The sequence below is a fragment of the Pleurocapsa sp. CCALA 161 genome (genome assembly GCF_003003995.1).
In the GTDB taxonomy this organism is placed as follows: domain Bacteria; phylum Cyanobacteriota; class Cyanobacteriia; order Cyanobacteriales; family Xenococcaceae; genus Waterburya.
This window is the reverse complement of sequence record NZ_PVWF01000133.1, coordinates 1-10,891: the sequence shown is the minus strand read 5'-3', so window position 1 is coordinate 10,891 and position 10,891 is coordinate 1. Positions and strand designations below refer to the sequence as shown.

12 protein-coding genes are annotated in these 10,891 nt (G+C 40.5%); 4 read left to right on the top strand and 8 right to left on the bottom strand.

From position 1 onward, the window contains the following. The first annotated feature begins 75 nt into the window (after positions 1–75). Positions 76–1,248 carry a methanobactin export MATE transporter MbnM gene (locus C7B62_RS21495; protein ID WP_106242142.1) on the top strand — a complete coding sequence of 391 codons (1,173 nt, stop codon included), beginning with the start codon at positions 76–78 and terminating at the stop codon, positions 1,246–1,248. A gap of 20 nt (positions 1,249–1,268) precedes the next feature. Here C7B62_RS21495 and C7B62_RS21490 read toward each other — a convergent pair whose 3' ends face one another. Then, positions 1,269–2,045: a pentapeptide repeat-containing protein gene (locus C7B62_RS21490; RefSeq protein ID WP_106242138.1), complete on the bottom strand. Its 777-nt coding sequence runs from the start codon at positions 2,043–2,045 to the stop codon at positions 1,269–1,271. 192 nt (positions 2,046–2,237) lie between these two features. On the opposite strand from C7B62_RS21490, the gene C7B62_RS21485 reads away from it, so the two are divergent. Together C7B62_RS21485 and C7B62_RS21480 are read left to right on the top strand one after the other, a co-directional pair. Continuing rightward, positions 2,238–4,259 (top strand): hydantoinase/oxoprolinase family protein, encoded by a 2,022-nt coding sequence (locus C7B62_RS21485; protein WP_106242135.1) that lies wholly within the window; start codon positions 2,238–2,240, stop codon positions 4,257–4,259. 381 nt (positions 4,260–4,640) lie between these two features. Then, positions 4,641–4,943 carry a hypothetical protein gene (locus tag C7B62_RS21480; protein WP_106242133.1) on the top strand — a complete coding sequence of 101 codons (303 nt, stop codon included), beginning with the start codon at positions 4,641–4,643 and terminating at the stop codon, positions 4,941–4,943. Positions 4,944–5,037: 94 nt separating this feature from the next. On the opposite strand, the gene C7B62_RS21475 is transcribed toward C7B62_RS21480, so the two are convergent. The 7 genes from C7B62_RS21475 to C7B62_RS25860 all read right to left on the bottom strand — a co-directional run bounded on the left by C7B62_RS21475 (position 5,038) and on the right by C7B62_RS25860 (position 10,377). Next, the gene (locus C7B62_RS21475; RefSeq protein ID WP_106242130.1) at positions 5,038–5,565 is read right to left on the bottom strand and encodes an adenylate kinase; all 528 of its coding nucleotides are present in this window, start codon (positions 5,563–5,565) and stop codon (positions 5,038–5,040) included. Between the two features lie 107 nt (positions 5,566–5,672). Then, positions 5,673–6,395, bottom strand: coding sequence for a polysaccharide deacetylase family protein (locus C7B62_RS21470; protein WP_106242128.1), 723 nt, complete (start codon positions 6,393–6,395; stop codon positions 5,673–5,675). Positions 6,396–6,421: 26 nt separating this feature from the next. After that, entirely contained in the window at positions 6,422–6,769 is a 348-nt protein-coding gene (locus C7B62_RS21465; protein WP_106242125.1) for a hypothetical protein, read from the bottom strand. A 34-nt stretch (positions 6,770–6,803) separates the two neighbouring features. Beyond that, positions 6,804–7,697 (bottom strand): ABC transporter permease, encoded by an 894-nt coding sequence (locus C7B62_RS21460; RefSeq protein ID WP_106242122.1) that lies wholly within the window; start codon positions 7,695–7,697, stop codon positions 6,804–6,806. Positions 7,698–7,776: 79 nt separating this feature from the next. Further along, the gene (locus C7B62_RS21455) at positions 7,777–9,156 is read right to left on the bottom strand and encodes a cytochrome P450 (protein WP_106242119.1); all 1,380 of its coding nucleotides are present in this window, start codon (positions 9,154–9,156) and stop codon (positions 7,777–7,779) included. Next, positions 9,153–10,172 carry an ABC transporter ATP-binding protein gene (locus C7B62_RS21450; RefSeq protein ID WP_106242116.1) on the bottom strand — a complete coding sequence of 340 codons (1,020 nt, stop codon included), beginning with the start codon at positions 10,170–10,172 and terminating at the stop codon, positions 9,153–9,155. The genes C7B62_RS21455 and C7B62_RS21450 overlap by 4 nt, the downstream gene beginning before the upstream one ends. Positions 10,173–10,206: 34 nt before the next feature. Next, on the bottom strand, positions 10,207–10,377 hold the full coding sequence (locus tag C7B62_RS25860; RefSeq protein WP_158260724.1) for a hypothetical protein: 171 nt from the start codon (positions 10,375–10,377) through the stop codon (positions 10,207–10,209). Positions 10,378–10,403: 26 nt separating this feature from the next. Between C7B62_RS25860 and C7B62_RS21445 the strand changes: the two genes are divergently transcribed. After that, the coding region (locus tag C7B62_RS21445; protein WP_146132165.1) for an ABC transporter transmembrane domain-containing protein at positions 10,404–10,891 on the top strand (488 nt) is incomplete at its 3' end.

The window sequence follows — 10,891 nt, the reverse complement described above, 5'->3', positions numbered from 1 at the left end:
TTTTCTCAGAGATCGTCTGGTTGTTATTTGGAATGACTATACTGTTCGTAGTTTGTAGTTATTAAGTACTCTTGCATGGGCGATCGCATTTTTAATTTGTTGCTGGCTTTTTTCTTGTCTGTTTGCCTCTCAATGAGCTTGAGTAAAGCAATGGCGCTGGATGGACATTTGGCTGCTCAAACAGAATATAACTGGAATTTACCAGAGTGGACGCCAAAACCAGTAGTCCCAGACAGTAATCCGATGACGGCAAAGAAAGTTGCATTAGGTAGACATCTATTTTACGAACCCCGTTTATCGATTACAGGAAAGTATTCTTGTGCCTCATGTCATCAGCAGTCTCTAGCTTTTACGGATGGGAAGCAGGTGGCGCTTGGTTCGACCAATGAATCTCATACTCGCAACTCTATGGGATTAGGAAATGTCGCTTACAGTCCCGTATTAACTTGGGCAAACCCCCTGATCACTAGTTTGGAAAATCAAGCATTAATTCCTATCTTTGGAGAACATCCAATTGAGATGGGGATGGTAGGCAAAGAGCAGCAAATGATTCAATGGCTGCAAGATGATCTTAACTATCAGCAAATGTTTGCCCAGGCTTTTGATGATCGCCAACCCGTAAACTTGGATAACTTAACTAAAGCGATCGCCAGTTTTCAAAGAAGTCTCGTATCTTTTAATTCCCCTTACGATCGCTATCGTTATCAAGGAGAGACAAACGCTATCTCTGCTGCTGCTAAACGGGGAGAAAAGCTATTTAACAGCGAACGGACAGAATGTTTTCACTGTCATACTGGCATTAATTTTAGTGACTCAACTCAGCACGAAAATTTGGCATTTACTCAAACAGCATTTCACAACACAGGTTTATACAATATTGACGCTAAGGGTAGTTATCCGCCCGAAAATATCGGTATTAAAGAGATAACTCAAGCAGAAAAAGATATGGGTCGCTTTAAAACTCCTAGCCTGCGAAATATTGCTCTGACAGCACCCTATATGCACGATGGTAGCATAGCTACTCTCAGAGAAGCGATCGCTCATTATCAAGCAGGTGGCAGGACAATTAGCGAGGGAGAATGGGCAGGGATAGGTAGCGCCAGTCCCTATAAAAGTGGCTTTGTTAAAGGTTTTGAAATTACCTCATCGGAAATTGATGATTTAATTGCCTTTTTACAAAGCTTAACTGATCGAGAGTTTATTACTAATCCCGCCTACAGCGATCCTAATTTGCCCAAACTCAAATAAGTAGAGATTTATAGCAAAATCTACAGCAAAAACTGGAGCAGTAAAGAGCCGACACTACCAATAAACTTACCGATCTGTCCATGTCCTCCTTCCTTTTGAGCCACATTATTGTCGGCTTCTTGAATTAGAATCATCCTTTGTTGAAAATTAGTAGCAGTTTGCAAACCTAATTCATGCTTTTGTTTCTTAAACAAATTGATAGCCATCTGATTGTTCTTTTGGGCTGCGGTTCGATAATCAAAATTATATTGAATTATGGCTAAACCCAAATATGCTGGGGCTAATTCAGGATCGAGCTGAATCGCTTTTTGATAATTAGCGATCGCGCCTTGATAGTTTCCACTTTCAGCTTCTCGTACACCCCAACGATGAAACTGCTCGGCAGAGGCAGCGGTGGCAGCCAAACCTTTGATCCCATCTACATGAGCCGACTCAAGATCTACACCTGCTAAGTTAGCACTCCCCACATAAGCATTTCTGAGATCTGTACCTGTTAAGTTAGCATCTGTTAAGTTAGCACCTGTTAAGTTAGCACCATATAATGATGTTCCTGAAAGATCTGCCCCGTGCAGATCTGCACCCTGAAGATTAGCCTGGCTCAAATTAGCTCCTGCCAAATTAGCTCCTGTCAAATGTGAACCTGTTAAGTCTACCTGGACTAATCCAGCATTGCTCAAATCACATTGAGAACATTTCTTGGTACTTAAAAGTTGATTTAAATCACTCAAGTTTTCCGCCTGAGCAGGAACAGCAATAGTAGTTAGAATAACAATTACAGCTAATAGTTGCGGTTTCATAAAGTTTAAAATAGAGCAAAGATTACGCTATTTTAGCCTCTATAAAGTGAATCGGCTCGATAGTCAGAAGTTAAGATCGGTGCAAAGCATTATTGATTGGATTTGCTATAGCGATGAGTTTTGAGAGTTTTTTAGTTATATAGTCATTCCAAATAGATAATTTATCTTTGTTGATAGTTTTTTTGAGCGAATATGATTTTTGGTCAACGCTGGCAATTTTATATCGATCGCGGGGGAACATTCACCGATATAGTGGCGCAAACTCCCCAAGGTCAAATTATTGTCCATAAATTGCTCTCAGATAACCCAGAACAGTATCAGGATGCGCCGATTCAGGGGATTAGAAACCTCATGGGCATTGCCACCGATGAACCTATTCCTACCGAACAAATCGAGGTAGTCAAAATGGGGACTACGGTAGCAACTAATGCCTTACTAGAACGCAAAGGCGATCGCCTAGTATTATTGATTACTAAAGGTTTTAAAGATGCCCTCCGCATTGGCTATCAAAATCGCCCTGATATCTTTGCCCGTGAAATTATTCTCCCCAGTATGCTATATGAATCTGTCGTGGAGATCGATGCTCGCTACGATGCTCAGGGAAATGAATTAAAACCTATAGATAGACAACAGGTTCGACAAGATTTACAGGCTGTACATGAGACGGGAATTGAGTGCTGTGCGATCGTTTTGATGCATGGTTATCGCTATAGAAAGCATGAACTCCAAGTAGCCGAGATTGCTAGAGAAGTCGGGTTTACTCAGATCTCTATCTCTCATGAAATAAGCCCATTAATCAAGCTGGTAAGTCGAGGAGATACTACTGTAGTTGATGCCTATCTTACACCAATCCTCCGTCGCTATATTGACCGCCTTATCCAGCAGCTACCAGATACTCAACTGATGTTTATGAAATCTGACGGAGGATTAGTTTCTGCTGTTGATTTTCGGGGGAAAGATAGTATTCTCAGTGGGCCAGTAGGAGGCATTGTTGGGGCAGTACAAACTAGTCAGCGGGCAGGTTTTCAGCGCATTATTACTTTCGACATGGGAGGAACTAGTACTGATGTAGCCCACTATGCAGGAGCATATGAACGAGAATTAGATTCAGAGATTGCTGGAGCGCGCATGCGAGTTCCTGTTTTAGCTATTCATACCATTGCCGCAGGAGGCGGATCAATTCTGTCTTTTGATGGCGCTAGTTACCGCGTTGGCCCTGAATCAGGTGGTTCAAACCCTGGTCCTGCCTGCTATCGCCGTGGCGGAGCATTAACTGTCACTGATGCTAATGTCATGCTGGGTAAGATTCAGCCTCAATACTTTCCTGCGGTGTTTGGTCAAGATGCTAATCAGCCTTTAGATCGAGAGATTGTGCTGACCAAATTTGCCGAACTAACCAAAATAATCAATACCGCTACAGATAATAATCTTACACCTGAACAAGTGGCTTCTGGCTTTATCGCGATCGCCGTAGCCAACATGGCAAATGCTATAAAAAAAATTAGTCTACAAAAAGGTTATGACGTCAGTCGCTATGTCCTTTGCTGCTTTGGGGGCGCAGGGGCGCAGGTAGCCTGTTTAGTTGCAGACAACTTGGGCATTAGCAAAATATTTATTCATCCCTATGCAGGGGTGCTTTCGGCTTACGGTATCGGTTTGGCAGATATCAGCACTACCAAAGTAGAGTCTGTAGAAATGCCCCTGACTCTTGAAACTATGCCTAAATTGGAGTTTTTGTTGGCATCTTTGAGCGATCTAGACCTAGTTGGAGATATACAAGTAATTAAACAAGTAAACTTAAAATATACGGGGACTAATTCAACTTTAACTGTCAATTTTAATCGCGAGCTGGCAATCATGGAACAAGATTTTGCCACCGAACATCAAACTCGCTATGGTTTTATTCAATCAGACAAAGAATTAGTGATTGAGTCGGTTTCTGTAGAACTAGTTCAAACAATGAATGCTCTTGAAGAAGCAATTGTTTCCCGTACTCGCCCAATCAATCAATCCGCAATAGCAATAGAATCAGTGCCAATGTTTGCTTTTGACAGTTGGCATAATACCCAAATCTATCGCCGTGAAGATTTACAGCCACAAGACTGCATCAAAGGCGCTGCGATTATCGTCGAACCCATTAGCACCATAGTCATTGAACCCAATTGGCAAGCTATAGTTAGCGATCGCAATTATTTAATTCTCGAACATAAGTAGCTGGGTGAAATTAAATATAAAATAAATAAAATAACGGATTTTTATTTTTCTCCCCTATCTCCACTACTCCACTACCTCACATAAGTCTTTAAATTAATTATGCCTAGCTACTTTATAGCCGTACAAAATTAGCGGCGCGTTTTGAGTAGGAAGATTCACACTCAAAAGCCGCCGCAGCTTAAAACAATTAGGGTGATTTAGCTCATAGGTAGTAGGTAGTAGTAAAAAAAACTCCTAACATTGTTTAGTATTGTTGTATTTAGTTAAGGTTGCCAAAATTCCACAAATCAGTTGAGGAAGACGCTTCCAACCATAAATTGAGTATTTTTAATAATTTCTTTATATTTGTATTAGAATGGGTCGATATATAAGAAAAAAAATATGTATACAAAATTACTACTGAAGACCGCACCATCCAAAAGAGAAAACAACAAAACTCTAAATCAACCAAAAAATTTATCTTATGGCTTAAACAAAATCATTGAAATCCGAGAATTGGATAAAAGACTTACCCACGCCAACCCCAAGAGAGGGAAGTGTACGATGGAGGGTTGCGATAACTGTGCGACTCATTGGCTAACTCGCAGCAATGTAGATTACTGTCAATCGGACATGGTATGTAATAAAGACGCAATCATTTGGATGCAGGTCAAAGATTTAATCGATAGGCAATCAGGCTGGTAAAAGTAAATAAAAATAAATTAATAAAAAGAAAGGGGCAGAAAGTTTTCATTCTTTTTGTTGCTAGCTAATTTTCGAGAAATTTGATTGTTATCGATCAATTACGTGAGGCATTTTCAATAGAGCCGAGAAACTGGGCAATCTGCTTAGTCGAGCGGAGATGATAAACGCTTTTAGTGCTTTGAACCTGCTCAACATACTCACGATATTTTGGAGTCAAAAATTTGTGGCATAGCCGAAGCGTACGGTAGCTGTTGATTGAACTCTTCAAAAGAGGACTGTTTTGAGGCCAACCTGCTGGGGGTTTAAAGTAACCTGTGATTAGTCGTTTAGTCACCCACCAAAAATGTACAGGTAGCGGTAGATCGACAAAAATTAGACTGTCCGCCTCGCTCAATCGTAGCCAGAGAGTTTCCATACAACCAAACCCGTCAATAATCCATTGGTCAGTATCTAAAATTTGCTGATGGGCGCGTCTGTAGTTTTCCTGCGGGATCTCAACACCTCCAGATAAATATTGAATTTTGTCCAAGACGTGAAGTGGTAAACCAGTGACTTCTGATAATCTGCTGCTAAGAGTAGATTTACCACCTCCAGCATTGCCAAACACGGCTACTTTTTTCATCAACCTTCTCCTTTGAGATCGCCCTTGACCACGAAATTTATCAACACTCGTGATTAAGTATTAATTAACAGTTCAAGAAATGCGATCGCACCCAAGCAACAACTAACTTATAAATTTTGGTTTAATAGTTCGCTGACGGTAACTATCCGATAACCTCTTGCTCTCAAGTCTTTTAAGATAAGTTTTAAAGCGATCGCCGTATTTTTTGCCACCTTGAGAGAGTTGGCATGAAAGACTAAAATTGCTCCAGGAAAGACCATTTGTTTGGTATACATGGCGGTTAACCAAGGCTGATTAGTTAGCTCAAAAGTATCAAAGGGAATCATTGAGGCGAGGACTAGCTGGAGATCATAATTCTCTTGGGCAGTTAAATTAGCGATCGCCTTCACCATGGTCTGATTATAAAAACCTCTTCCTGGACGATACCAACGAACCTCTTTGCCCGTAAGTTCTAGTAGTTGCTCATGAGCTTCTTTTAGCTGCTGCTCAAACTGTTGCGGAGTTAACCAAGCGTGGGTTTCATCAATTACCCCATGATTAGCAATTTCATGACCTTGAGCCATTATTTCGGCAATAATTTGAGAATCAGGATTGAGATGGCTGCTGATAATAAAAAAAGTTGCTCTAGCTGGCTCTAAATAACTATATTGTTGATTGTGTTGAGCGATCGCCTCTAAGATTAATTTAGTCCCGTAATCTCCTCGATCTAGCAGACAAGGCGCATCATCAATCGTTAATGCCACGATCTTTTCTGTAGTTTGATGATGAAAAATTGCATCAGGAAATAGCTGCGCCACACTATTTACTAATTCTTGAGATAAATTCTTCATCTTCTTTTCTTCTGCCGATCAATCATTTATTGAGCAGTTTCGGTCGTTTCTCCTTGTTTTTGTCCCAACTGCTGCTGTTCTAAAATTCTTTGCTGTTGTAGACGTTTAAAGTCTGATGCAGAATTATCGATTTGTGTCTGCGATTCTCGATCAAACTCGGCTGCACTACGCCCATTTGTTTGTTGGGCGCGATGCATAATATCGAGAGGATTTAATCCCGCAGGTGCATCTCCATAAATGCCATCTTTTTCGTTAGGCTGATAGCCATCATCAGCACCAGATTGAGCTACAGCAGAGAAATTCAACCCTGCGATCGCCACGAAAGCTATTCCTACTGCCCAACCAGTTCGATGTAATCGGTTATTTTTAATCATAATTAAACCTCATCATAAAAGTTAAAGTTATTTTTTAGGCAAAACGACGACGTAATAAAGGTTGAATTGCCAGTAAGATCAAAGCGTCAAACGCCAACAATACTAGGATAACTGTACCAAAACTAAACCCAAACCAGGGAGTATCCATAACGATACTGTTAATTGCCCAATCTCCATGACCATAAATATAGCGAATTGGTTCAATCGCATAGGTTAAAGGATTAAGACTGGCAATGACCTGAAGCCAATCAGCCATAAAGCTTAAGGGCGCAAGAGCAGTACTGGCAAACAATAAAGGTAAGTTAGTCACAAAAATCACGGCAATAAGTTCAATATGACCAGGTAGGGCAAAAGCTAAACCAAGGCTTAAAGCAGTAACTCCTAGAACAATCAGAAAGACAATTAAAGCGATCGCGCTCAACCCAGCCAACCCTGGCAAACCCGCACCCAATATAGCACTGGCAAAGATAATAACTGCGGTCTGAATAAAGCTCAGAGCAATTATATAAACTGTCGAAGCTGCCACAATCGAGTAACGGGAAGACAACGGTGCAACCAGCAAACGGTTCAAGAACCCAAACTCTCGGTCAAACATTACTGGTAAACCTGCGTTTAATGCTCCTGAAAAAGCAGTAAACACAATTACACCTGGCGCGAGAAATTTAGCGTAACTTAGGTCAGTACCAAATAATCCTGATGGTGCTTTGCTAAACAAGGCGCCAAACAAGACCAACCACATAAAAGGTTGAATGATGCCCGCAATTAAAGTCGAAGGACGACGTTGCAGTTGAATAAATAGACGTTGAGTTAGGGCTAATGTTTCCTGAATAAAATCACCCAGGGAGCTATTTTGCTCGCTGTTTTTGCTGATACTAGGGTTGGGGGTTAATACAGATTTAATTTTACTGCTAGAAATAGACTGACTCATAATTTATTTGTGATGGTAAACAGTATGTTTTATGTTTGTTGATTTAAAATTAATTAGTTTAACTTGTCACGATTGCCTATTATTGCCTGTTATTTATACTTATTACCTTCATTTTGACTCCGCCTTCAGGAGTAAAAGTAAAACCCCGACGACCAGATTTTAATGGGCGATTATCGAGCAATTCCAATTTTATTTGGGACATAATAGTCGCTAAAACTAGCTTCATTTCAAATAAGGCAAAAGCATAACCCAAGCAACGACGATTTCCCCCGCCGAAAGGCAAATATTCGTAAGGAGAGAACTGTCTTTCCATAAACCTTTCTGGTTTAAATTTCTTTGGTTCGGAATAAAGATCTTCTCGTTGATGAGTTAAATAAATACAAGGAAACAAAGATGTTCCCGCCTCAAGCCGATATCCCATTAATTCAAAGGGTTGCTTTAATTGACGACCAACAAATACCACCACGGGATTTAATCTGAGGGTTTCTGATACGATCGCACTGAGATAGGGAAGTTTAGCAAGATCGCTAAATTCGGCATTTTCAGCCAAATTTAATTCTTGTCGACACTTTTGACCGACTTGAGGTAAACGATGTAGCCAATAGAATGACCAAGCCAAAGAACTTGCAGTAGTTTCATGTCCTGCAAATAACATGGTCATCAATTCATCTGTAATCGATCGATCGCTCATTGGTTGACCATCTTCGTATCTAGCTGTTAACAATAAGCTGAGGATATCTTCGCCCATAGTATCGGGATTTTGGCGACGGCGATTACATTCCTCTTGTAAAATCTTTTTAATCTGACCTTGTTGTTGGCAAAACTTATGCCAGGGAGTTAATCCACCCAAGTCTTTTTGTAAGGCGGGAAAAAATAGGAAAAAAGAACGCAATGGCGAGTTAAACGTATCTAACCAATCTAGCAAAAGTGCTTTTAGGCGATCGTATCTTTGTCCTTCCTCTAAACCAAAAATAGTCCTTAAAATAATCCGCAGGGAAATCTCTTGAGTATAGTCTCGAATACAAATAGTTTGACCAACCTGCCATTGAGATATCACTTCTTGAGTGACACTAACCATAGTTTGACCGTAGCTTTTCATCCTCTCCCCATGAAAAGGTGGCATCAGTAACTTACGGTGTTGTTTGTGTTCGATGCCGTCTAGCAATACTAAAGATTTATCTCCTAGCAAAACCCTTACTGGTGCGGTGGACTGTTGACCAACTTCAAATAAACTAGGATCGGCGGTAAAAACTTGTTCGATTGCTTGAGGATTACTGAAAATTACATAAGGAGGCATTAAAGAAGATTTTGAACCATAAAATATCTCTCCATATTTTTGGTTATATCTTTCTAATGTGCCAAATTGATCGAGTAAAGCTTGAACCATACCGACGATCGCAGGAGCTTTTGAACCAGGAGGAAGTTTGGGTTTAGCTGATGATGGAATTACAGTAGTCATTTCATTTGCTGTTTTTTCTCTTTTTTGAGATCTCTAGTGCTGGAGGCAGCTATTTGAGCATCCATGATGGTTTGTCCTGTAGCAGCAAGGTAAACATCATCAAGGCTAGGGCGAGACTGCGCCAAGCTAAAGGTGGGAAGCTCAACTTCTGCTAGGGACTGCTCGATTTTACTGAGGGAACTCTGACCCGATTTAACAATTAGGTTAAGAGAATTTCCCTGAACGGCATTAATGATCACTTCTTCGACAAAAGGCAAAGATTCTAGAATATGTTTTGCTTTATCTGCTTCTTCATCACTGGTAAACTCTCTAATTCTTAAGGTAACGCGATCGCCGCCCAATTTGTCTTTTAATTCTGACGGTTTACCCTCAGCGATCACAACTCCTCGATCGATAATTGCCAGGCGATCGGCTAAAGCGTCGATTTCCTCTAGGTAATGACTAGTGATTAGAACAGTTGTCCCTGCTGCGCGTAACTCTTGTAAAAACTCCCACACCACCATACGACTTTCAATATCCAAACCAACTGTAGGCTCATCTAAAACTAAAACTTCAGGCTGATGTAATAATCCCGCTGCTAAGTCTAAGCGTTTAAGAATTCCTCCAGAATAAGTGCCTATCTTCTTGTTAGCATATTCTTCTAAACCTAGTACTTCAATTAATTGTTGAATGCGATCGCCGATTATTTTCTGGGGTAAATGGTATAGTGCTGCCTGTAACTTTAATAGCTCTCTACCCGTCAATACTTTATCAGGTGCTACTTCTTGAGCTACATAACCCAGCCTTTGCCGTACTGCTTTGGGTAAGGCGATCGCACTAACTCCCCCTACTTCAATTTTGCCAGCGTCAGGTTTGGACAAAGTGCATAAACAGCGAATAGTTGTAGTTTTGCCCGCACCGTTTGGGCCTAATAAACCAAAGATTTCCCCTGGCTGTACAGTAAAGGAAATATTTTTTACTGCCTGGACATCACCATAGCTTTTTTGGAGGTTTTCAATTAAAACGGCAGCGGACATAATCTTTAAAAATTGTTTTGTCTACATTGTTATTTTATATATTTATTGTAATAGTTTGGTTGAGGACAGATGTTAAGTAATTATCTAGATCTAAGCCAGAAGTATTGCTAGTGGACTGATTATCTTGCTTGCCAGCGATCGCCATTAAATTGACTCCAAACTCCTGAATTCTCACTTTCTTGAGGCAAATTCTGTTAAGTTGCATAAAGAATATGTCAACTAGATCACCTCATGACTGCACGTAAACGGAAATCATCAGAACATCCTTTAAATCGACTGTTGCGATATGGAGATAAATATCAAACCATAGTCTGGCAAGCAACAATTTGCTCAATTTTAAATAAACTTTTCGATCTCGCGCCTCCCGCTATTATTGGTGCTGCGGTGGATGTAGTGGTTCAAAAACAAGATTCCATCGTGGCACGCTTGGGGATTACTGATATTTTCCAACAGCTATTGATACTGTCAGTTTTATCGGCAATTATATGGGTTTTCGAGTCAGTCTTTGAATACGCTCTTACTCGACTGTGGCGCAATTTGGCTCAAGATGTACAGCACGATATTCGCTTGGATGCCTATAGTCATGTCCAAAATTTAGAATCAGCCTACTTTGAGGAACGCAGTACAGGAGCATTACTATCAGTTCTCAATGATGATATTAACCAACTGGAGAGATTTTTAGACGTTGGAGCAAATGAAATCATTCATGTTCTCACTAC

What these genes read in the sequence shown, in the direction of transcription:
- C7B62_RS21495 (WP_106242142.1), top strand. Translation starts at nt 76, where the DNA reads ATGGGCGATCGCATTTTTAATTTGTTGCTGGCTTTTTTCTTGTCTGTT.
- C7B62_RS21490 (WP_106242138.1), bottom strand. Translation starts at nt 2,045, where the DNA reads ATGAAACCGCAACTATTAGCTGTAATTGTTATTCTAACTACTATTGCT.
- C7B62_RS21460 (WP_106242122.1), bottom strand. Translation starts at nt 7,697, where the DNA reads ATGAGTCAGTCTATTTCTAGCAGTAAAATTAAATCTGTATTAACCCCC.
- C7B62_RS21455 (WP_106242119.1), bottom strand. Translation starts at nt 9,156, where the DNA reads ATGACTACTGTAATTCCATCATCAGCTAAACCCAAACTTCCTCCTGGT.
- C7B62_RS25860 (WP_158260724.1), bottom strand. Translation starts at nt 10,377, where the DNA reads ATGCAACTTAACAGAATTTGCCTCAAGAAAGTGAGAATTCAGGAGTTT.
- C7B62_RS21475 (WP_106242130.1), bottom strand. Translation starts at nt 5,565, where the DNA reads ATGAAAAAAGTAGCCGTGTTTGGCAATGCTGGAGGTGGTAAATCTACT.
- C7B62_RS21480 (WP_106242133.1), top strand. Translation starts at nt 4,641, where the DNA reads ATGTATACAAAATTACTACTGAAGACCGCACCATCCAAAAGAGAAAAC.
- C7B62_RS21450 (WP_106242116.1), bottom strand. Translation starts at nt 10,172, where the DNA reads ATGTCCGCTGCCGTTTTAATTGAAAACCTCCAAAAAAGCTATGGTGAT.
- C7B62_RS21465 (WP_106242125.1), bottom strand. Translation starts at nt 6,769, where the DNA reads ATGATTAAAAATAACCGATTACATCGAACTGGTTGGGCAGTAGGAATA.
- C7B62_RS21470 (WP_106242128.1), bottom strand. Translation starts at nt 6,395, where the DNA reads ATGAAGAATTTATCTCAAGAATTAGTAAATAGTGTGGCGCAGCTATTT.
- C7B62_RS21485 (WP_106242135.1), top strand. Translation starts at nt 2,238, where the DNA reads ATGATTTTTGGTCAACGCTGGCAATTTTATATCGATCGCGGGGGAACA.